The 20,816-nt window shown below is 69.1% G+C and carries 16 protein-coding genes; 12 read left to right on the top strand and 4 right to left on the bottom strand.

Annotated elements, in window-relative coordinates; translation table 11 throughout:
* Nucleotides 1-50 precede the first annotated feature (50 nt).
* Both ACFPJ4_RS05785 and ACFPJ4_RS05780 read left to right on the top strand, forming a co-directional pair.
* Nucleotides 51-2,141 (top strand): DNA gyrase/topoisomerase IV subunit B, encoded by a 2,091-nt coding sequence (locus ACFPJ4_RS05785; protein ID WP_386739344.1) that lies wholly within the window; start codon nucleotides 51-53, stop codon nucleotides 2,139-2,141.
* Between the two features lie 58 nt (nucleotides 2,142-2,199).
* On the top strand, nucleotides 2,200-3,726 hold the full coding sequence (locus ACFPJ4_RS05780; RefSeq protein ID WP_386739342.1) for a carboxylesterase/lipase family protein: 1,527 nt from the start codon (nucleotides 2,200-2,202) through the stop codon (nucleotides 3,724-3,726).
* A 38-nt stretch (nucleotides 3,727-3,764) separates the two neighbouring features.
* On the opposite strand, the gene ACFPJ4_RS05775 is transcribed toward ACFPJ4_RS05780, so the two are convergent.
* Both ACFPJ4_RS05775 and ACFPJ4_RS05770 read right to left on the bottom strand, forming a co-directional pair.
* Entirely contained in the window at nucleotides 3,765-5,096 is a 1,332-nt protein-coding gene (locus ACFPJ4_RS05775; RefSeq protein ID WP_386739341.1) for an FAD-binding oxidoreductase, read from the bottom strand.
* 10 nt (nucleotides 5,097-5,106) lie between these two features.
* Nucleotides 5,107-7,590, bottom strand: a complete 2,484-nt coding sequence (locus tag ACFPJ4_RS05770) for a DNA gyrase/topoisomerase IV subunit A (RefSeq protein ID WP_386739340.1) — start codon at nucleotides 7,588-7,590, stop codon at nucleotides 5,107-5,109.
* A gap of 12 nt (nucleotides 7,591-7,602) precedes the next feature.
* Here ACFPJ4_RS05770 and ACFPJ4_RS05765 point away from each other — a divergent pair, with 12 nt between their 5' ends.
* Nucleotides 7,603-8,709, top strand: coding sequence for an alkaline phosphatase family protein (locus tag ACFPJ4_RS05765; RefSeq protein ID WP_386739339.1), 1,107 nt, complete (start codon nucleotides 7,603-7,605; stop codon nucleotides 8,707-8,709).
* 10 nt (nucleotides 8,710-8,719) lie between these two features.
* On the opposite strand, the gene sepH is transcribed toward ACFPJ4_RS05765, so the two are convergent.
* Nucleotides 8,720-9,775 (bottom strand): septation protein SepH, encoded by a 1,056-nt coding sequence (sepH, locus tag ACFPJ4_RS05760; RefSeq protein WP_386739338.1) that lies wholly within the window; start codon nucleotides 9,773-9,775, stop codon nucleotides 8,720-8,722.
* A 199-nt stretch (nucleotides 9,776-9,974) separates the two neighbouring features.
* Between sepH and ACFPJ4_RS05755 the strand changes: the two genes are divergently transcribed.
* The gene (locus ACFPJ4_RS05755; RefSeq protein WP_386739336.1) at nucleotides 9,975-10,265 is read left to right on the top strand and encodes a DUF4193 domain-containing protein; all 291 of its coding nucleotides are present in this window, start codon (nucleotides 9,975-9,977) and stop codon (nucleotides 10,263-10,265) included.
* 10 nt (nucleotides 10,266-10,275) lie between these two features.
* Here ACFPJ4_RS05755 and ACFPJ4_RS05750 read toward each other — a convergent pair whose 3' ends face one another.
* Nucleotides 10,276-10,734, bottom strand: a complete 459-nt coding sequence (locus ACFPJ4_RS05750; protein WP_386739335.1) for a DUF3093 domain-containing protein — start codon at nucleotides 10,732-10,734, stop codon at nucleotides 10,276-10,278.
* A 32-nt stretch (nucleotides 10,735-10,766) separates the two neighbouring features.
* Here ACFPJ4_RS05750 and dut point away from each other — a divergent pair, with 32 nt between their 5' ends.
* The 8 genes from dut (at nucleotide 10,767) to ACFPJ4_RS05710 (ending at nucleotide 20,777) form a co-directional block, all read left to right on the top strand.
* A complete protein-coding gene (dut, locus tag ACFPJ4_RS05745; protein WP_386739334.1) occupies nucleotides 10,767-11,258 on the top strand; it encodes a dUTP diphosphatase in 492 nt (163 codons plus the stop codon).
* Nucleotides 11,255-11,875, top strand: a complete 621-nt coding sequence (locus tag ACFPJ4_RS05740) for a DUF3710 domain-containing protein (protein ID WP_386739332.1) — start codon at nucleotides 11,255-11,257, stop codon at nucleotides 11,873-11,875. The genes dut and ACFPJ4_RS05740 overlap by 4 nt, the downstream gene beginning before the upstream one ends.
* Nucleotides 11,875-12,612, top strand: coding sequence for a DUF3159 domain-containing protein (locus tag ACFPJ4_RS05735; RefSeq protein WP_386739331.1), 738 nt, complete (start codon nucleotides 11,875-11,877; stop codon nucleotides 12,610-12,612). The genes ACFPJ4_RS05740 and ACFPJ4_RS05735 overlap by 1 nt, the downstream gene beginning before the upstream one ends.
* A 154-nt stretch (nucleotides 12,613-12,766) precedes the next feature.
* Nucleotides 12,767-15,583, top strand: coding sequence for an aconitate hydratase (locus tag ACFPJ4_RS05730; protein ID WP_386739329.1), 2,817 nt, complete (start codon nucleotides 12,767-12,769; stop codon nucleotides 15,581-15,583).
* A gap of 137 nt (nucleotides 15,584-15,720) precedes the next feature.
* Nucleotides 15,721-17,661, top strand: coding sequence for a 1-deoxy-D-xylulose-5-phosphate synthase (dxs, locus tag ACFPJ4_RS05725; RefSeq protein WP_386739328.1), 1,941 nt, complete (start codon nucleotides 15,721-15,723; stop codon nucleotides 17,659-17,661).
* Nucleotides 17,662-17,706: 45 nt separating this feature from the next.
* A complete protein-coding gene (locus ACFPJ4_RS05720) occupies nucleotides 17,707-18,087 on the top strand; it encodes a MerR family transcriptional regulator (RefSeq protein ID WP_386739327.1) in 381 nt (126 codons plus the stop codon).
* Nucleotides 18,084-19,052, top strand: a complete 969-nt coding sequence (locus tag ACFPJ4_RS05715) for an aldo/keto reductase (protein WP_386739325.1) — start codon at nucleotides 18,084-18,086, stop codon at nucleotides 19,050-19,052. The genes ACFPJ4_RS05720 and ACFPJ4_RS05715 overlap by 4 nt, the downstream gene beginning before the upstream one ends.
* Nucleotides 19,053-19,268: 216 nt before the next feature.
* Nucleotides 19,269-20,777 (top strand): MDR family MFS transporter, encoded by a 1,509-nt coding sequence (locus ACFPJ4_RS05710; protein WP_386739324.1) that lies wholly within the window; start codon nucleotides 19,269-19,271, stop codon nucleotides 20,775-20,777.
* Nucleotides 20,778-20,816: the final 39 nt, after the last annotated feature.

Genomic DNA, 20,816 nt, shown 5'->3' with positions numbered 1-20,816 from the left:
CCGATCATTCCCTCCTCCCATCCGAGTGCGCCCCCGAAGGAGCGTCGTCCGTGACGAACGCCGACTACAACGCCCGACACCTGAGCGTTCTCGAGGGACTTGAGGCGGTGCGCAAGCGCCCCGGCATGTACATCGGGTCGACCGACTCGCGGGGCCTGATGCACTGCCTCTGGGAGATCATCGACAACTCCGTCGACGAGGCCCTCGCCGGCCACGGCGCGGACATCGAGGTGCTGCTGCATCCCGATGACAGTGTGGAGGTGCGCGACACGGCCCGCGGCATCCCGGTCGACATCGAGCCGAAGACGGGTCTCAGCGGGGTCGAGGTCGTCTTCACCAAGCTTCACGCCGGGGGCAAGTTCGGCTCCGGATCGTATGCGGCCTCCGGCGGCCTGCACGGTGTGGGCGCCTCGGTCGTCAACGCCCTCTCCGAGCGGCTCGACGTCGAGGTGGACCGCGACGGCAAGACCTGGGCCATGTCGTTCCACCGCGGCGAGCCGGGCGTCTTCGTCGACTCGGGGGAGCCGAGCCCCGGTTCGCCCTTCACTCCCTACGTCTCCAACAGCGAGCTGCGGGTCGTCGGCAAGGTCGCCAAGGGGGTCACAGGGACCCGCATCCGGTACTGGGCCGACCCGCAGATCTTCACCAAGGGCGCCGGGTTCCAGCTCGACGAGCTCGTCGATCGGGCCCGCCAGACCGCTTTCCTGGTTCCCGGGCTGGGCATCGACATCGTCGACGCCCGCCCCACCACCGACGGAGGCGAGACCCGACGCGAGACCTTCCGGTTCGCCGGCGGAATCAGCGAGTTCGTCGAGTTCCTGTCTCCGGATGCCCCGCTCACGAGCACCTGGCGCATCCAGGGAACGGGCGGCTACACCGAGACGGTCCCCGTGCTGCAGGAGAACGGGCACATGGTCGCCACCGAGCTGTCGCGCGACTGCGAGGTCGACATCGCGCTCCGCTGGGGCGCGGGCTACGACACGGTGTTCCGCAGCTTCGTCAACATCATCGCGACGCCGAAGGGCGGAACCCACCAGGCCGGTTTCGAGCAGGGCCTGATGAAGTTCCTGCGCGCCGAGGTCGAGAGGAACGCCCGCCGCCTGAAGGTCGGAACGGACAAGCTCGAGAAGGAGGACATCCTCGCCGGCCTGACCGCCGTGCTGACGGTGCGCCTGCCCGAGCCGCAGTTCGAGGGCCAGACCAAGGAGATCCTCGGCACCCCGGCCGTGCGCACCATCGTCGCGAACGCGGTCGCCAAGGGACTGGCCGAACGCTTCGAGAGCACCAAGCGCGATGACAAGGCGCAGTCGGCTCTCGTGCTCGACAAGATCGTCGCCGAGATGAAGAGCCGCATCTCGGCTCGCGCTCACAAGGAGACACAGCGTCGCAAGAACGCGCTCGAGAACTCGTCGCTGCCCGCGAAGCTCGTCGACTGCCGCTCCAACGATGTCGCGAACAGCGAGTTGTTCATCGTGGAGGGCGATTCGGCGCTCGGAACCGCCAAGCTCGGGCGGGACAGCGAATACCAGGCCCTGCTGCCCATCCGGGGCAAGATCCTCAACGTGCAGAAGGCCTCGGTGAGCGACATGCTCTCCAACGCGGAGTGCGCGTCGATCATCCAGGTGATCGGAGCGGGATCGGGACGCAGCTTCGACCTCGAGCAGGCACGCTACGGCAAGGTCATCATCATGGCCGACGCCGACGTCGACGGGGCGCACATCCGCACCCTGCTGCTCACGCTGTTCTTCCGCTACATGCCCGAGATGATCGCCGATGGCCGGGTCTACTCGGCGGTGCCGCCGCTGCACCGGGTGGTCGCGATCAACCCCGGGTCGAAGCCCAATGAGACGATCTACACCTACTCCGAGGCCGAGCTCAATGGGGTGCTCGCCGCTTTGAAGAAGAGCGGCCGCCGCTACCAGGACCCGATCCAGCGCTACAAGGGACTCGGCGAGATGGATGCCGATCAGCTCGCCGAGACGACGATGAGCCGGGCGCACCGCACCCTCCGGCGCGTGCGAGTGGCCGATGCGGAGCAGGCCGCGACGGTCTTCGAGCTGCTGATGGGCAACGATGTCGCCCCGCGCAAGGACTTCATCATCGCCGGCCAGGGGCTCGACCGCTCGCGCGTCGATGTCTGACGGCCGGTCACAGCGTTCGCCGAGCAAAGCTCGCGGCGCTCGTCCTACGATTCACAGCATGGATCGCGGCTCACTCACGGTGACGGTGACCGGCGGTCGCGTGCGCGGCGTGATCCGGCGCGGACTGCGGATGTGGAGAGGCATCCCCTACGCGGCGCCGACCTCCGGCCCGAACCGCTTCCGCTCGCCACGCCCGGTGGAGCCATGGGAGGGAACGCGGGACGCGACCGACTTCGGTCCGATCGCCCCGCAGGACCGACGCATCCTGTTCCCCGGGCGGAGCGGACTGGTGGACAGTTCCGAAGACTGCCTGAATCTCAACGTCATCGCGCCGCAGGAGCGGTCCGAGGGCTTACGGCCCGTGATGGTGTACGTGCACGGCGGCGCCTACGCGGTCGGCTCCTCGCGCGAGATGCCCCAACAGGGTGAGGGCCTCGTACGCGAGGGCGGCGTGGTCTTCGTCAACCTCAACTACCGGCTCGGCGCCCTCGGGTTTCTCGACTTCGCCGGCTTCTCGACCTCGGATCGCCCGATCGAGAACAATCTGGGGCTGCGCGACATCGTCGCGGCGCTCGAGTGGGTGCGTGACAACATCCGGGCCTTCGGCGGCGACCCGGGCAACGTGACCCTCTTCGGGGAGTCGGCCGGGGCCAATGCCGTCACGACCCTCATGTGCGTTCCGGCCGCGCGCGGGCTCTTCGCGCGGGCGATCGCCGAGAGTCCGCCCGCCGAGGCGGTCTACGACGCCGAGGTGACGGCGCGCTGGGGCGAGGACTTCGTGCGGATGCTCGCCGAGGTGGTCGGCGGACCCGCGACCGCATCCGGGGCGGCGGAGCTGCTGCAGGCCGCGACGGTCGAGCAGCTGGTCACCGCGACCGCCCGGCTGGTGCGGGCGACTCCCGACCGGGTGCCGGGCACGATCGCCCTGTGTCCCACGATCGACGGCGACTTCCTGCCGACGCGCCCGATCCACGCCTTCGCCGAAGGCACAGCGCATCCGATTCCGCTCATCATCGGCACCAACGAGCGCGAGGGCTCGCTGTTCCGCGGCCGACTCGACATCCTCGCGACGACGCCGACCCGCATCCAGGGCATCTTCGTCAAGACCTACCGCCCGTTCGCCCGCGGCCTCGCCGCGCAGTACCCTCACCTGCCGACCCGCCGGGGCAGAGCCGACTTCGCCGGAGACTACGCCTTCTGGTATCCCTCGATCGAGGTGGCCGAGGGGCACTCGCGCTTCGCACCCGTGCACTTCTACCGCTTCGACATCGCGCCGCGGTTGGCGAGAATGCTCGGGCTCGACGCCACCCATGGGATCGAGCTCTTCGCGGTCTTCGACCGCGCCCGCACGCCGTTCGGTCTCGCGATGGGCGCCCTCGGGGGGTACCGCGACTTCGAGCGAACGGGACGCCGCATGCGCATCAACTGGCTGCGGTTCGCGCGAGACGGAAGCGTGGATGCCGGCTGGCCGGCGTACACCGAGCATGACCGGGCGACTCTGATCATCGACGCCGATGATCGCATCGAATGGGATCCGCACGCCGAGCGCCGGCTCGCCTGGCGGGAGTTCGTACCGCACATCTGAACGACGGGTGCGGGGCGAACCGCGGGCGCGGCCCGCGATCAGCGCGGAGCGACGTTGAGATTGTTGGAGAACTGGTTGCGCGGGTCGTACCGGGTCTTGGCCGAGCGCAGCCGCTCGAGAGTCGGCGCCGGGTACATGGCGGCGATCACCTCCGGCCCCGTCTCGGTGGTGAAGTTGCCGTAGACCCCCATCGAGAACGGGGCGACCGCGGTCCACGCCGCGGTGACCCCCGCGGCGGACGCGGGGGTTCCCGGCGGCAGGAACTCGACGATGCTCGCGACGACCTCGGCATCGCGATGGGCGAATGCGGTGGCCGTGGGATCCACCCGGCCGAATGCCCCGCCGAGATAGCGGATCGTGAAGACCGACAACCCGAGTCGGCTGTGCACGTCGAGCATGGCGTCGATGCCCGCATCGCCGAAATCAGGGAACAGAGCGGTGCGCGCGGCGATGGCGGGGATCGGGCCCCCATTTCCCTCGGGAAGCTCGGCGAGCAGGGCACGGTAGTCGGTGCGCCGCACCTCGGACTCGATCACACCGGGCAGGGCCAGCAGAGGCGCGATGGCATCGCGGGCGACGTCGGAATCGTCGCCGGCCCAGCAGGCGACGATCTGGCGCAGGAGGGCGAACTCCGGCCCGGGCGGCCCGTTCGGGATCACGGCGAAGGTGGCGCTGAGCTCGTCGGGCGCCTCGCGCATCGCCTCGCGCCAGCCGCGCAGCGTCTCGGCGAGGTGGGCCGGATCGAGCTGAAGCGTGACGCCGAGGACGGCGCCCAGCGCGTGAGCTCGGAACCGGAACGAGGTCACGACTCCGAAGTTGCCGCCGCCACCGGTCAGCGCCCAGAACAACTCGGGCTCCTCGTCGGCCGAGGCCGAGACGACGTCGCCGGATGCCAGCACGACCCGCGCGCCGATCAGGCTGTCGAGCGCGAGCCCATCGCGCCGCACCAGCCACCCGATGCCACCGCCGAGCGTGAGTCCGCCGACGCCGACCGCCGCGTGGTCACCCGAGGAGATCGCCAGGCCGTGCTTCTGAAGCTGCGCGGCGACATCCCCCCACACCGCGCCGGGCCCGACATCGACGGTTCCGTCGTCATGGACGGTCACCGAGTTCAGCTCGCGCAGGTCCACCAGCAGGCGATCGGGCCCGGGGGAGAACACCCCTCCGCTGTGCCCGCCGCTGCGGACCGCGACCCCGAGGCCCTCGTCCGCGGCGAACCGCACCGCGGCCGCGACATCGGCCTCGGACCGCGCGTTCACGACGGCGGCCGGAGAGCCGCCCGGTAGACCGAGCAGGGATGCGACGAAGGTTTCGTCATCGGAGGTCAGAACGGTGCCGGAGACGTCGCTCCGCAGGGCAGTGAGGTCCATGCCAAGCAGGTTAGAGGGAGCGGCCGACACTCCCGACGACACCGTCGAGTGGGGTTCCCGAGGCATCCCGCTTGGCCCCTGACTCCGGGAGGGAGCGCGTCGCGCCGTCCGATCCGACGGCGAGGGCGGGAGCCGGTCCCACCCAGGCCAGGGCGAGCGCGCTCTCGCCCTTGAGGAAGCTGTGCGCCCGGACGCCGCCGGTCGCACGGCCCTTGCCCGGGAACTCGCTCAGCGCCGAGACCTTGCCGCGGCCCGGGTCGGAGCCCGGCAGGGTGTCGGTCGGTGTCGAGATCGTGACGACCGAGTTCGACGCTCCCGGGTCGACCGAGCCGAAGTAGAGGGCGGTCGCTCCGGGGGCGAGGTTGATTCCCGCCATGCCCCCCGCCGCGACTCCCTGCGGGCGAACCTGGGCGGCTCCGAAGTGGAGCAGCTGCGCGTCGGAGCCGACGAAGACGAGTTCTTCGGTATCCGGACCTTGAGCCACGCCGACCACCTCGTCGCCCGACTTCAGCGCGATGACGTCGAAGTCGGGGCGACCCGGGTACCCGCCGGGGGCGACTCGCTTGACCACGCCCTGAGCCGTCCCGAGCGCGATCGGGAACTCGGAGTCGAGCGCCACCAGCCCGAGTACCCGCTCCTTCTTGTCGGCGATGCCCAGATAGTCGCTGATGCGAGCGCCAGCAGCCAGCTGCACCGAGTTCGCGGGAACCGAGGGCAGATCGACGGGCGTGAAGCGCACCAGGCGTCCGCGCGAGGTGATCGCGCCGAGTTCGCCCCGCGTGGTCGTGGCAACGGTCGAGAGGATGGCGTCGTGCTTGCTCCGCCGGGTCCCCGGCACGGGCGGCTCGGCCCCGTCGGGCAGATCGACACGCACCGCGCGTCCGGTCGTCGAGAGCACCACCAGGGTCGGCAGGTCGGCGATCTCGAGGGCGGGGCCGCCGGCGGCGGCCGCCTTGCGCTGGGCGGGAGTCACGGCGACCCCGCCGCGTGCCTCGGTGAGGAGGGTGCGGCGCGGGGTACCGAACTTGTCGGCGACCTCGTCGAGCTCCTGAGCGACCAGGGCGCGCAGTGCCGCGGGATCGGCGAGGAGCGCTTCGAGCTCGGCGATCTCGGCCCGGAGCTTGTCTCGCTCGGCTTCGAGCTCGATTCGGCTGAACCGGGTGAGCCGGCGCAGCTGCAGCTCGAGGATGTAGTCGGCCTGCAGGGTGCTGAGGTCGAACACCTCCATGAGCCGGGCCCGCGCCTGCGCCGTGTCGTCGCTCGAACGGACGACCTGGATGACCTCGTCGATGTCGAGGATCGCGACGAGCAGGCCGTCGACTAGGTGCAGGCGCTCCTGACGTCGAGCGAGACGGAAGCGCGAACGCCGTGTGATCACCGAGATGCGGTGATCGAGGTAGACCCGCAGCATCTCGCGCAGGCCGAGCGTCTGCGGCTTCCCCTTCACGAGGGCGACGTTGTTGATCGAGAAGCCGTCCTCGAGCGGGGTCAGCCGGTAGAGCTGTTCGAGCACGCCCTCGGGGCTGAAGCCGGTCTTGATGCCGATGACGAGGCGCAGGCCGTTCTTGCGATCGGTCAGATCGATGACATCCGCGATGCCGGTGATCTTCTTGGCGTTCACGCCGTCTTTGATCTTCTCGATGACCTTCTCGGGCCCGACGAGGTACGGCAGCTCCGTGACCACCAGGCCGGTGCGCCGGGCCGAGAGCTGCTCGACCGTGACCTTGGCCCGGGTCTTGAACGATCCGCGCCCGGTCGCGTAGGCGTCCTTGATGCCGTCGAGGCCCACGATCGTGCCCCCGGTCGGCAGGTCGGGCCCCGGCACGAACGCCATCAGCTCCTCGAGGGTGGCCTCGGGGTTGTCGAGCAGATGACGCGCGGCCGAGACGACCTCGATGAGGTTGTGCGGCGCCATGTTGGTCGCCATCCCCACGGCGATACCGCTGGAGCCGTTGACGAGCAGGTTGGGGAAGGCGGCCGGCAGCACCTCGGGCTGGGTGAGCTGATTGTCGTAGTTGGGCACGAAGTCGACGACATCCTCGTCGAGGTCGTCGGTCATCGCGAGCGCGGCCGCCTGCAGCCGCGCCTCGGTGTAGCGGGAGGCGGCGGGGCCGTCGTCGAGCGAGCCGAAGTTGCCGTGACCGTCGACGAGGGGGACGCGCATCGTGAAGTCTTGAGCCAGCCGCACCAGGGCGTCGTAGATCGCGGTGTCGCCGTGCGGATGCAGTCGGCCCATGACGTCGCCGACGACGCGGGCGCTCTTGATGTGGCCGCGATCCGGGCGCAGGCCCATCTCGCTCATCTGGAACAGGATGCGGCGCTGCACCGGCTTGAGCCCGTCGCGCGCGTCCGGCAGGGCGCGGGAGTAGATGACGGAGTACGCGTACTCGAGGTACGACCCCTGCATCTCGGCGGAGACATCGATGTCTTCGATGCGCTCCCCGGACGCGGAAACGGGACTGGAGGGCGCGGAGGGGGATTCGGGCGGAGTCATAAGATCGAGCCCATGTTACCGGCGGCGAAATCGCACCGCTTCAGCCTTGCCGACGTGCTCCCGAATTGCCTCGATGCAGTGCTCGGACGCCGGGGAGCGCTGGGCCTGGCGCCCGTGACCCACGCGGTCGTGCTGCTCGCCGACGGGCTCGGCATGACCGCGTTGACACCCCGCGCCGGCCATGCCCGTACCTTCGCCTCCCGGCTCGGCGTCGACCCGACGATCTCGTCGGTCTTTCCCACGACGACGGCAGCGGCCCTGGCCACCCTCACGACGGGGCGGCCGCCCGGCGAGCACGGGCTCGTCGGCTACACGGTGCTCGACGCGGCGAACGACCGGGTCGTCAACCAGCTGACCGGCTGGGACGAGTCGATGACGCCCGACTGGCAACGCTGTCCGACGATCTTCGAGAGGGCGCAGGCCGCGGGCGTCGCCTCGCTCGCGATCGGCCCCGCGCGCTACCGTGAATCGGGTTTCACGCGGGCGGTGCTCCGCGGGGCCGAGTACCACTCGGCGGGTTCGATCCCAGAGCGCCTCGCCCGGGCCCACGAGGCCTTCTCCGGCCCTCCGGCCCTCATCTACGTCTATGTGCCCGAACTCGACTCCGCCAGCCACGCACACGGCCTCGAGTCGCCGAACTGGTTGGCCGCCCTCGAGGAGCTGGATGCGGCGGTCGGCCGCTTCGTGCCGGGTCTCGGCCCCGCGCACGGCCTGCTGGTCACCGCGGACCACGGCGTGATCGACGTGCCGCACGCGGCGCAGCGTCTCGTGGCGCCGGAGCTGTTGGACGGGGTGCGCCACGTCGCGGGGGAGCCGCGCTGTCTGCAGCTTCACCTCGAACCCGGCGAGTCGGCCGAGCAGCACGCCGAGCGCTGGCGGGCCGTCGAGGGGCCGCGGGCCTGGGTCGCCACTCGGGGCGAGGCGGTCGCGGCGGGCTGGTTCGGCGAGGTCGCGTCCGAGGTGCTCCCGCGGATCGGCGAGGTGCTGATCGCGGCACGCAAGCGCGTGGCGTACTACGTGGACCCCGACGACCGCGGCCGCGCGATGATCGGCCAGCACGGCTCGCTGTCACCCGACGAGACCGCGATCCCGCTGCTCCGGTTCGGCGCCTTCGCCTGATCCGTCGCGGCTACAGGTCGTCGTCCGTGCGCGCCCCGAAGACGATCTCGTCCCAGCTCGGCATGGCGGTCCGCCCCCGGCGAGTCTTGCCCAGGGGAGCGGTGTCGCGCGTCGCCCCGGCCGAGGGGGTGCCCTTCGACACCACCGGATTGTCGGTGGCCGTGTCGAGCGGGATGTCGATGAGCCGCACCGTACCGGTCGACGGGTGGGCGGCCATGGACTCCTCGTGCTCGAGGTCCATCGGATCGCGTTCGCCGCGCCGGCGCCGAAGCGCCTCGAGCAGGTCGGCCGTCTGGTTCGTCGAGGCGGGGGCGGCATCCTTCTGGACCGCGCCGCTCGCGATGATGCCGGTCTCGAACTCGGTGATGGCCACCATCGAGACGGCCTCGAGCCCCGGCGCCTGACCGGTTTCGTTCTCGGCCACCTGGAAGGCGCCGCTGTCGAATCGTCCGGAGTCCCCGCCCTCGTCGAGGGGCACGGCGCGCAGCCGGGGGAGCAGGCTCGCGGGCAGCTCACCCTGCTGCGACAGAGATACCGCTTCGGGGTTCAGGGGCGACAGAGCGCTCTTCTTGGGCTCGAACGACCAGCGGGCGTCGCGTTCGATCTGCTCGGCCACGAAGGTCAGCTTGACGATCCAGCCGCCACCCTGTTCCTTCCAGCTGGCCCAGCGCTCGCTGATGGCGCCCATCTCGGCCAGCCGGCTGCGGATGACCGCGCCGAAGGTCGCGCCCTCGGCCAGCGGGTCCGTCTCGACGGCGGTGTGCACCGTGACGTTCAGGGCCGACTCGATCACGTACTCGCGCTCGGCGAGCACGGGGCCCTCGAAACGCTGGATGTACTCCAGCGGCGCGCCGGTCACGGCGGCGACGTCCTCTGCGGACATTCCCGAGCGGATGTGCGCCTGTACGTCCCGTGGCGCGAGCTTGCGCGCCATCCCCGGTTCGGGCGAGGTCTGCCGCAGCCTCGACTGCAGCACCTCGTCAATGGCAAGCCGGAACCGCGTCCCCTCGTCGGAGGCGACGAGGAGGGCCCCGTTCTCCACTCCGATGACTTTCAGCTCTTCCATGCCGAACGACCTCCAGCCGTCACGATTCCTGCACAGGATGACACGCTCCCGGCCGAAATCCTGGGAATAACGCGGGCGTGCCGTCAGTTGATGTGGGCGCGGCGAGGAGATGTCCTCAACGGTTTGCTTATCCAGGTTCGATGTTGCAGACTGTCGCCGCCGATTGAGTCATTACGGCACCTTCAAGAGATGGATGGGCATGGCAACCGACTACGACGCACCGAGGAAGACGGACGAGGACACTGACTCGATCCAGGCCCTTCAGGAGCGTGTTCCCGACAAGATGTCGGGAGTCGTCGATGTGGATGACGCCGACAACCCGGGCTTCGAGCTCGCGGGGCAGGATCTCTCCGACCTCGACCTCGATGTCGTGGTGCTTCCGCCGCAGGCCGACGAGTTCACCTGCGTGAACTGCTTCCTGGTCAAGCTGCAATCGCAGTTCGACCACGACACGAAGCTCGGCCCGATCTGCCAGGAGTGCGCGGCCTGATCGCCCGCCGCTAGTTCGCCGACTTCGGCGACGCGGCGCTCGCGTTGAGCACGGCCGCGAGCTTCTTCGGCCGTCGCGTCGACACGAGCCAGTACGGGGTCGGGTCGCTGGGGTCGTCGAGCTGCACGCGGACGACCCCGGGGATCCAGCCGCGGAGCAGCATCCAGGCGCGGGCATCCAGCTGAGTGCCGCGCTGCGCCGTCGCCGCCTCACCATCGAACGGTTCCGCCACGGTCACGACGGCGAGCGGCAGCCGAGCGCGCCCGGCGGCGAACAGCACGTCGGTCACCTCGACCACCGGGGTGGTCAGCAGCAGCGCCGCGAGGATCGCGCTGTACAGGGCGATCGCGCAGATGATCCCGACCGTGGTCGAGATCGGGAGGAAGACGAGAAGGCTCGCCGGGATCACGAGTGCGGTGGCGAGGAACACCCACGGAGCGGGCCAGAGGCGCTCCCGATAGATCGGCATTCTCCTATTCGACCATGGGCTAGCCTCGTTGCGTGACCGAGTCCGTCGAGGTGCTGCTGTACGGCGCAGAGCCGCCGCAGTACGCCCATGCCGGCGATGCCGGTGCCGATCTGCTGTCGACGGATGATGTGACCCTCGGCCCGGGAGAGCGCATGACCGTGGGCACCGGGGTCTCGATCGCGCTGCCCGACGGCTTCGTCGCGTTCGTCGTTCCCCGGAGCGGCCTCGCCGCGAAGCACGGGATCACGATCGTCAACACGCCCGGCACGATCGACGCGGGGTACCGCGGCGAGATCCGCGTGATCCTGCTCAACACGGATGCCCGCGAGCCGTACACCGTGCGCGCCGGCGACCGGATCGCGCAGCTCGTGCTGATGCCGGTGACCCGGGCCCGCTTCATCCCCGTCGAGCGCCTGCCCGGCACGGAGCGCGGCCACGGAGGTTTCGGCTCGACCGGCTACGGATCCGGCGATGCGGCCGCCGGCACGGCCGGCGCCACCCCCATGTCAGGAGCACACGCGTGAGCGATCACCTCGCAGATTCCGCCCAGGACGAGCAGCCGAAGTCGGCTCCCGCCGATCGCGAGATCAACGGGCCGTTCGACGAGTCCGAGGCGAATCACGTCCGTCCGTACGTCGACCTCGGCGGGGTCAAGGTGCTTCCCCGCCCCGATCTCGCGCTGCGACTCGAGGTCGAGGAGGGCAGCAAGCGGGTCGTCGCGGTCGCCCTCGACTACGCGGGATCGACACTGCAGGTCCAGCCCTTCGCGGCGCCGCGCAACAGCGGGCTGTGGCATGAGATCCGCGGCCAGATCGTGGAGCAGATCGCACGCCAGGGCGGCACGACCAGCACGAGCGACGGACAGTTCGGACCCGAGATCCGCGCCGAGATCCCCGCTCCGCCCGGATCGGAGCCGGCGGGCACGCGGATCGCCCGGTTCATCGGAGTGGATGGGCCGCGCTGGTTCCTCCGCGGCGTGATCAGCGGGCAGGCGCTCGCCGATCCCGAGGCCGCGGCCAAGGTCGAGGAGCTCTTCCGCAGCATCGTGGTCGTGCGCGGCAACACGCCGATGCCGCCCCGCGATCTGATCCCGCTTCAGGTGCCGCCGTCGATGGCCGGCGGCGCTCCGCAGAGCGTCTGATGGCGCGCGAGCCCCACGAGGATCCGCCCGCCGGCTCCGGCGATCCGGATCTGCGCGAGGCGATGGCGCGCGCCGTGCGTCGCTCGGGCCTCGGCCGCGTCGCACCCGACCAGGCACCCTCGGCGGCGACCCTCCTTCTCGCCATGGGTGGAGTGCGTGGCATCGTCGAGTCGATCCTGCCGGGACTGCTCTTCCTCGTGACGTACACGATCACTCGCAACCTCTGGCTGTCGGTCGCCGCGCCGGTCGTCATCGCGCTCGTCTTCATCGTCATCCGGCTGGTGCGGCGCGAGCCGATCACGTCGGCGATCGCCGGGGCGCTCGGCATCGTGATCTCGGCGGTGATCGCCTTGCTGACCGGGCGGCCTGAGGACAACTTCGTTCCGGGCTTCTTCATCAACGGGGCCATCCTGCTGCTGACCGTCGTCAGCCTCCTCGTGCGACGACCACTTATCGGAGTGCTCGCGTCGCTTCTGCTGAGCGACCCGGAATGGCGCGCCGACCGCGCGCAGTTCAAGGTCGCGGTCATCGCGACCTGGTTCTGGGTGGCTCTCGCGGTCATCCGGCTCGGAGTGGAGTTGCCGCTCTGGGCCGTCGGCGATACCTCGGCCCTTGCGACGGCACGGCTGCTGACCGGGGTGCCGCTCTACGCCGTGATCCTGTGGCTCACCTGGCTCGTCATGCGCACCGCCTGGACCGCTCCGGAGCGGGTCGAGGACGACGGCACCTCGTCGTGAGCCCTATCCGACCCGGCGTGTAATATATCTTGATATCGAGATAAATCGCGCGCCGATCAACGGCGGCGAGCCGAGCCCGCGGGCTTAGGCTTGCCTTGCTGGAACGGGGCGGTTGCGGCCAGCAGGATGGTCGAAGACGAGCAAGGGAGACGCCATGTCGGCAGTCAACAGTTTCGGGTCAAAGAGCACCCTGACGGTCGGAGCGACCGACTACGAGGTCTTCCGGGTCGACTCCGTTCCGGGTCACGAGAAGCTGCCGTTCAGCCTCAAGGTGCTGCTCGAGAACCTGCTGCGCACCGAAGACGGCGCCAACGTCACGAAATCGCAGATTGAGGCCCTCGGATCGTGGGTTCCGACCGCGGAGCCCGACACCGAGATCCAGTTCACCCCGGCGCGCGTGATCATGCAGGACTTCACGGGTGTGCCCTGCATCGTCGACCTCGCCACGATGCGCGAGGCGGTGGGCGCCCTCGGCGGCGATCCCAACAAGATCAATCCCCTGGCGCCGGCGGAGCTGGTCATCGATCACTCCGTGATCGCCGACCTGTTCGGCACCGAGAACGCCCTCGAGCGCAACGTCGAGATCGAGTACGAGCGCAACGGCGAGCGCTACCAGTTCCTGCGCTGGGGCCAGACCGCCTTCGACGATTTCAAGGTCGTTCCCCCGGGAACCGGCATCGTGCACCAGGTCAACATCGAGTACCTCGCCCGGGTCACCTTCACGCGCACCGTCGGCGGCGTGCTGCGCGCCTACCCCGACACCTGCGTGGGAACGGACTCGCACACGACCATGGTCAACGGCCTTGGCGTGCTCGGCTGGGGCGTCGGCGGAATCGAGGCCGAGGCCGCGATGCTCGGTCAGCCCGTGTCGATGCTGATCCCCAAGGTCGTCGGCTTCAAGCTGAGCGGCGCGATCCCGACCGGCGTGACCGCGACGGATGTCGTGCTCACGATCACGCAGATGCTGCGCAGGCACGGCGTCGTCGGCAAGTTCGTCGAGTTCTACGGAGCAGGCGTCGCCGAGGTGCCGCTGGCGAACCGCGCCACGATCGGCAACATGAGCCCCGAGTTCGGCTCGACCGCCGCGATGTTCCCGATCGACCAGGTCACGCTCGACTACCTGACGATGACCGGTCGCAGCGCCGAGCAGGTCAAGCTCGTCGAGGAGTACTCCAAGCTGCAGAAGCTGTGGCACGACCCCGAGCACGAACCGGTCTACAGCGAGTACCTCGAACTCGACCTCTCGACGGTCGTTCCGTCGATCGCCGGACCGAAGCGTCCGCAGGACCGGGTCGAGCTCAGCAACGCCAAGGCGCAGTTCGAGAAGGACATCGTCGACTACGCCGACTCGAACCTGTCGTACGTCGACGAGGCCATCGAGGGCACCTTCCCGGCATCCGACCCGATCGGGTTCACGGCCGAGGACGAGCAGACCGCGCACCAGGTGCACCATATCCACGCGAGCAAGGCGCCGGCCTCGGTCTCGAAGCCGACCCACGTCGCACTCAAGGACGGCACCGAGTACACCCTCGACCACGGCGCGGTCGCGGTGGCCGCGATCACCTCGTGCACCAACACCTCGAACCCGAGCGTCATGCTCGCCGCCGGCCTGCTCGCGCGCAACGCGAACCGCAAGGGACTCAAGGCCAAGCCGTGGGTGAAGACCACGCTCGCGCCGGGGTCCAAGGTCGTGACCGACTACTACGACAAGTCCGGCCTCACCGCCGAGCTCGAGGCCCTGGGCTTCTACACCGTGGGCTACGGCTGCACCGTCTGCATCGGTAACACCGGCCCCTTGATCGACGAGGTCACGGCCGCCATCAACCAGAACGACCTCGCGGTGACCGCGGTGCTCTCGGGCAACCGCAACTTCGAGGGGCGCATCAGCCCCGACGTGAAGATGAACTACCTCGCGTCACCGCCCCTGGTGATCGCCTACGCACTGGCCGGGTCGATGAACTTCGACTTCGACACCGACCCGCTCGGCACCGACACCGAGGGCAACGACGTCTTCCTCAAGGACATCTGGCCGGATGCGGCCGAGGTGCAGAAGACGATCGACTCGTCGATCACGACCGAGATGTTCACCAAGGAGTACGGCGAGGTCTTCGACGGCGACGAGCGCTGGCGTTCGCTTCCGACGCCCGACAGCGAGGTCTTCGAGTGGGATGCCGCCTCGACCTACGTGCGCAAGCCCCCGTACTTCGACGGCATGACCCTCGAGACGAGCCCCGTCGTCGACATCGCGGGTGCCCGCGTGCTCGCGAAGCTCGGCGACTCGGTGACGACCGACCACATCAGCCCGGCGGGCAACATCAAGGCCGACAGCCCGGCCGGTGCGTACCTCCAGGGCCACGGCGTCGATCGCAAGGACTTCAACTCCTACGGATCGCGCCGGGGCAACCACGAGGTGATGATCCGCGGCACCTTCGCCAACATCCGTCTGAAGAACCAGCTGCTCGACGGTGTTGAGGGCGGATTCACCCGCGACTTCACCCAGGCCGACGGACCGCAGGCGTTCATCTACGACGCGAGTGTGAACTACCAGGCGGCCGCAACGCCCCTCGTGATCTTCGCGGGCAAGGAGTACGGCTCGGGTTCGAGCCGTGACTGGGCGGCGAAGGGAACCTCGCTGCTCGGGGTGCGCGCGGTCATCGCCGAGAGCTTCGAGCGCATCCATCGCTCCAACCTGATCGGCATGGGCGTCATCCCGTTGCAGTTCCCGGCGGGCCAGACGGCCGAGGGTCTCGGCCTGGACGGCACCGAGGTCGTCTCGATCTCGGGCATCACGGCGCTCAACGACGGCAGCACCCCCAAGACGGTGCATGTGACGGCCGTGCCGAGCGAGCACTCGCCGGCGGGCAAGACTCCGGTCGAGTTCGACGCGATCGTGCGGATCGACACGCCCGGTGAGGCGGACTACTACCGCAACGGCGGCATCCTGCAGTACGTGCTGCGTTCCCTGGTCTAGCGGCGGCGCTTCGACGCCGAAGTCTCGACGAATGGTGCGGAATGGCGGCTCGTCGCGCGACGCCGCGCCATTGCGCACCACTCGCGGGGCGGATGCCGCTCCAGCCTCTTCCCGAGTCCCGCGCGTAGGCTGAGGACATGTCGTTGCTCGAAGGGATCCGATCGCCACGCGATCTGGACGGGCTCAGCCGCGAGCAGCTGAGCGAGCTCGCCGAGGAGATCCGGGTCTTCCTGATCACCGCCGTCTCGAAGACCGGCGGGCACCTCGGGCCGAACCTCGGAGTCGTCGAGCTCACGATGGCGATCCACCGGGTGTTCGAGTCGCCGCACGACGCGATCGTGTTCGATACGGGCCACCAGAGCTACGTGCACAAGCTGCTGACCGGTCGCCACGACTTCTCGCGTCTGCGCATGAAGGGCGGCCTCGCCGGCTACCCGCAGCGCTCCGAGTCGGTGCACGACATCGTCGAGAGCTCGCACGCCTCGAGTTCGCTGAGCTGGGCCGACGGCATCTCGCGCTCCTTCGCGATGACCGGGCAGGGGGATCGCTACGTCGTGGCGGTCGTGGGCGACGGGGCGCTGACCGGCGGCATGACGTGGGAGGCGCTGAACAACATCAGCGACGACAACAACCGGCGCCTGGTGATCGTGGTCAACGACAACGGCCGCTCCTACGCCCCGACGATCGGAGGGATGGCGCGCTTCCTCAACACGGTGCGCACGCGGCGCGGCTACCGCAACCTCTACCGCTCGAGCGAGCGCCTGTTCGCGAAGTTCGGGGCGCCGGGTCGGGCGATCTACCGCGGCACGCGCGGGGCGATGCACGGGTTCCTCGCGCGATTCAGCAACAACGAGGCGCTCTACTCGAACCTCGACATCAAGTACATCGGCCCGATCCCCGGTCACGACCTGCCCGCGCTCGAAGAGGCCCTCACCCAGGCGAAGAACTACGAGGCGCCCGTGATCGTGCACGTGATCACCGAGAAGGGCCACGGCTTCGAGCCGGCGGTGGCGGATGTCGCCGACCAGTTCCACGCGGTCGGCCAGATCGATCCCGAGACCGGCGAGGCCGTCGAGACGGCGAGCCGGCCGTCGTGGACCTCGGTCTTCGCCGACGAGATCGTCGAGCTGGCGTCGCGCAATCCCAAGATCGTCGGAATCACGGCGGCGATGCTCCGGCCCACCGGGCTGCATCGCTTCGCCGAGAAGTACCCGGCGCGCGTGTTCGATGTCGGCATCGCCGAGCAGCACGCCGTCACGAGCGCGGCGGGCCTGGCCTTCGGCGGACTGCACCCGGTCGTCGCTCTGTATGCGACCTTCGTGAATCGCGCGTTCGATCAGATCCTGATGGATGTCGCGCTCCACAAAGCCGGCGTCACCTTCGTGCTGGACCGGGCCGGAGTCACCGGGCCGGACGGACCGAGTCATCACGGCATGTGGGATCTTGCCATCCTGCAGGTCGTCCCGAACATCCGTATCGCCGCCCCGCGTGACGCCTCCCGGCTGCGCGAGGAGCTCGCCGAGGCGGTCGCGGTCGAGGATGCGCCGACGGTGCTGCGCTTCTCCAAGGGGGTCGTGGGCAACGAGTTCGCGGCGACGCGTCGCACGGCCGACGGCGTGGACGTGCTCCGGGAGGCCGCTCATCGCGACGTGCTGATCGTCACGGTCGGGCCGATGGCGACGCTCGGCCTGCAGGTCGCCGAGCGTCTCGCGGCCCAGGGCATCGGGGCGACGGTGATCGACCCGCGCTGGGTCGTGCCGGTCCCGGCAAGCGTCATCGAGCTCGCGGCGCAGCATCGGCTGGTCGTGACGATCGAGGACGGCATCCGGGTGGGCGGCATCGGCACCCGCATCCGCCAGGAGCTTCGTGCGGCCGGCGTCGACACGGCGGTCGACGAGCTCGGCCTTCCGGACGAGTTCATCCCGCACGCCACGCGCGACGAGATCCTCGCCGAGGTGGGGCTCACCGATCAGCAGATCGCCCGCGACATCGTCGCGCAAGTGGTGGGAACCCGCATCCCGGTCGCCCGACCGCTCCCCGAGGAGCCGAGTCTGCGGGTCGAACAGAAGCATCTCTGATCGTTCTTTTGACTTCGAGTGCACTCGAAGTCATAGCGTGGGCTCATGACCCTCACCGACTCGGCGCTCTCGATCTCGGACGTGGCCGCCGAGACCGGGCTGAGCACCTCGACTCTGCGGTACTACGAGCAGGAGGGCCTCCTGCTCGATGAGGTGGGGCGGGCCAGCAGCAGCCATCGCCGGTACGCACCGGAGGTGGTCGGCTGGCTGACCTTCATCACCCGGCTGCGCTCGACGGGGATGCCGATCCGCGACATCCGCCGCTACGCCGAGCTGGTGCGGCAGGGCGAGCACACCACTCCCGACCGCCTCGAGCTGCTCGTCGCCCATCGCGAACGCGTCCTCGAGCAGCTCGCCGAGGCGCAGCGCAGCCTCGCGGCCATCGACTACAAGATCTCCAGCTACGAAAGGTTCTCCACGAAATGAAGCACACGACCCTCGGTACCCTCGACGTCTCGCGTCTCGGACTGGGCACCATGGGCATGTCGGCGTTCTACTCGGGCGCCGGCAGCGACGAGGCGGAGTCGATCCGCACGATCCGGCGCGCCCTCGAGCTCGGCATCGCCTTCTTCGACACGGCCGAGATCTACGGTCCGTACGTCAACGAGGAACTGCTCGGACGCGCGCTCGGCGCCGACCGCGCGTCGGTGGTCGTGGCGACGAAGTTCGGCACGATCGATCACGAGACCAACGAGCGCAGACTCGACGGCTCGCCCGCCAACGTCCGATTCTCGGTGGAGGGCTCGCTGAGCCGGCTCGGCACCGATCACATCGACCTCTACTACCAGCACCGGATGGACCCCGGCACCCCGATCGAAGACACGGTGGGGGCGCTCGCCGAGCTGATCGCCGAGGGCAAGATCCGCGGCTACGGGCTGTCGGAGGCCGCGCCGGCGACGATCCGGCGGGCGCACGCCGTGCATCCGGTCTCGGCGGTTCAGACCGAGTACTCGCTGTGGAGCCGCGACCCGGAGGCCGAGCTCATCCCGCTGCTGCGCGAGCTCGGGATCGGCTTCGTGCCCTACTCCCCACTAGGGCGCGGATTCCTGACCGGCGCGATCCGGTCGCTCGAGTCGCTCGAGCCCAGCGACTTCCGCCGCGGCAATCCGCGTTTCGAGGGCGAGAACCTGACCCGCAATCTCGCGATCGTGGATGCCGTGGAGTCGGTGGCGCGCGATGCTGCGGCAACGCCCGCGCAGGTCGCCCTGGCGTGGATCCTGGCGCAGGGCGAGGGCATCGCCCCGATCCCCGGGACCAAGCGCGTGTCACGCCTGGAGGAGAACGTCGGCGCCGACGCCCTGGTGCTCTCGGCCGAGCAGCTCGCGACGCTGAACCAGCTGCCCGCGGCGGCGGGGGACCGTTACGCCGACATGACTCCGCTGAACCGATAGGCGCCGCGGCCGGGTTGGCCACGACATCCGGGAATACTCCGGATCGTCACGGGAGTTTCTCTCAGAGCGGACACAGGAGACACCGAGATGTCGGTGGTGCGGTCTAGTATGTGGACAGTGTGAACAACTGCCTCATGCAGGCGCCGTTCCGCAGGTCTTGTCCCCGCAGTGCTCATCCGATGTCGCGTGCGACGAATCCCAGCCACCGGAGAATTCATGACTCAATCCACCCTGTCCGACAGCACCGCCTATGCCGAAGGCAGGCTCGACACGCGCTCCCGGGTCGCGATCGTGCTGCTCCTCGCGGCGGTGTTCGTCGTCTTCCTCAACGAGACGTTCCTGAGCGTCGCCCTTCCCGACATCCTCAAAGATCTGAAGATCACGCCGAGCCTCGGGCAGTGGCTCACCACGGGCTTCGCGCTGACGATGGCGGTGGTCATCCCCATCACCGGATGGCTCCTGCAGCGTCTCAACACGCGGCCCGTCTTCATCACCGCCATGAGCCTGTTCACCGCGGGCACCCTGATCGCCGCGACAGCGCCCGGATTCGGGTTGCTGCTCGTCGGCCGGATCGTGCAGGCGAGTGGCACGGCGATCATGATGCCGCTCATGATGACCACGATCATGACCCTCGTGCCGCCGCAGTCGCTCGGGCGCATGATGGGCCGCATCTCGATCGTCATGTCGGTGGCGCCCGCGGTCGGACCGACGATCTCAGGGTTCCTTCTTCCGCTGGTGCACTGGCGCGGGCTGTTCTGGGTCATGCTCCCGATCGCGACGGCGATGCTGATCCTGGGAGTCATCCGCGTCCCCAACGTCACCGAGACCCGCACGGCGCCACTCGACGTTCTTTCGGTCATCCTCTCGGCGGTCGCGTTCAGCGGCCTGGTCTATGGCCTCAGCAGTTTCGGTCAAGCGGCCGAGGGCGATGCGGCCCTGCCACCGTGGATCCCGCTCGTCGTGGGTGCCGTCGTTCTGGTGGCGTTCATCTTCCGCCAACTGAGCCTGCAGAAGCGCGACATGGCCCTCCTCGACCTGCGAACCTTCAAGGCCCGCACCTATGCCATGTCGCTGCTCATGCTCGCGATCAGCATGATCGCCCTGTTCGGCACGGTCATCGTGCTTCCGCTGTACATGCAGAACGTGCTGCATCAGAGCACCGTCGTGATCGGCCTCACGCTGCTACCCGGCGGGCTCACCATGGGTCTGCTCGGGCCCCTGGTCGGTCGGCTCTACGACAAGTACGGTCCGCGCCCGCTCGTGATCCCGGGAGCCATCGTGGTGAGCGCGGTGTTCTGGTCGTTGAGCATGCTCACCGACAGCACCCCGGTGTACCTGATTCTGATCGCTCATGTCACCTTGAGTCTCGGGCTGGCATTCCTGTTCACCCCGCTCTTCACGGCCGGCCTCGGGGCACTGCCGCCGCATCTCTACTCGCACGGCAGCGCGACCTTGGCCACGATCCAGCAGGTTGCCGGCGCAGCCGGTACGGCGATCTTCATCGCGTTCCTGACGCTGGGAACGACGAGCGGCGAGGCGGCGGGTCTCAGCGACGGGGCTGCCATCGCGAGCGGCGTGCGGATGGCGTTCCTGGCGGGGGCGATCGTGTCGCTCGCCGCCGTGGTCGTCGCGTTCTTCGTGCACAAGCCGCTCGAGCCCGAGGTCACCGACGCCGAGCTGGAAGCGGTCGACCAGGACGACCCACAGGCTGCTCCCTCGCACTGAGCGGGGCATACAGAGAGAAGGGCCCGGGAGCGATCCCGG

Origin of the sequence: Lysinimonas soli (genome assembly GCF_042655435.1) — a bacterium.
Lineage (GTDB): Bacteria > Actinomycetota > Actinomycetes > Actinomycetales > Microbacteriaceae > Lysinimonas > Lysinimonas soli.
The sequence above is the reverse complement of the archived record's forward strand: the minus strand, read 5'-3'. Positions and strand labels throughout refer to the sequence as shown.

What these genes read in the sequence shown, in the direction of transcription:
- ACFPJ4_RS05720 (WP_386739327.1), top strand. Translation starts at nt 17,707, where the DNA reads ATGACCCTCACCGACTCGGCGCTCTCGATCTCGGACGTGGCCGCCGAG.
- ACFPJ4_RS05730 (WP_386739329.1), top strand. Translation starts at nt 12,767, where the DNA reads ATGTCGGCAGTCAACAGTTTCGGGTCAAAGAGCACCCTGACGGTCGGA.
- ACFPJ4_RS05715 (WP_386739325.1), top strand. Translation starts at nt 18,084, where the DNA reads ATGAAGCACACGACCCTCGGTACCCTCGACGTCTCGCGTCTCGGACTG.
- ACFPJ4_RS05770 (WP_386739340.1), bottom strand. Translation starts at nt 7,590, where the DNA reads ATGACTCCGCCCGAATCCCCCTCCGCGCCCTCCAGTCCCGTTTCCGCG.
- ACFPJ4_RS05755 (WP_386739336.1), top strand. Translation starts at nt 9,975, where the DNA reads ATGGCAACCGACTACGACGCACCGAGGAAGACGGACGAGGACACTGAC.
- ACFPJ4_RS05765 (WP_386739339.1), top strand. Translation starts at nt 7,603, where the DNA reads ATGTTACCGGCGGCGAAATCGCACCGCTTCAGCCTTGCCGACGTGCTC.
- ACFPJ4_RS05780 (WP_386739342.1), top strand. Translation starts at nt 2,200, where the DNA reads ATGGATCGCGGCTCACTCACGGTGACGGTGACCGGCGGTCGCGTGCGC.
- ACFPJ4_RS05775 (WP_386739341.1), bottom strand. Translation starts at nt 5,096, where the DNA reads ATGGACCTCACTGCCCTGCGGAGCGACGTCTCCGGCACCGTTCTGACC.
- ACFPJ4_RS05750 (WP_386739335.1), bottom strand. Translation starts at nt 10,734, where the DNA reads ATGCCGATCTATCGGGAGCGCCTCTGGCCCGCTCCGTGGGTGTTCCTC.
- dxs (WP_386739328.1), top strand. Translation starts at nt 15,721, where the DNA reads ATGTCGTTGCTCGAAGGGATCCGATCGCCACGCGATCTGGACGGGCTC.
- ACFPJ4_RS05710 (WP_386739324.1), top strand. Translation starts at nt 19,269, where the DNA reads ATGACTCAATCCACCCTGTCCGACAGCACCGCCTATGCCGAAGGCAGG.
- sepH (WP_386739338.1), bottom strand. Translation starts at nt 9,775, where the DNA reads ATGGAAGAGCTGAAAGTCATCGGAGTGGAGAACGGGGCCCTCCTCGTC.
- ACFPJ4_RS05735 (WP_386739331.1), top strand. Translation starts at nt 11,875, where the DNA reads ATGGCGCGCGAGCCCCACGAGGATCCGCCCGCCGGCTCCGGCGATCCG.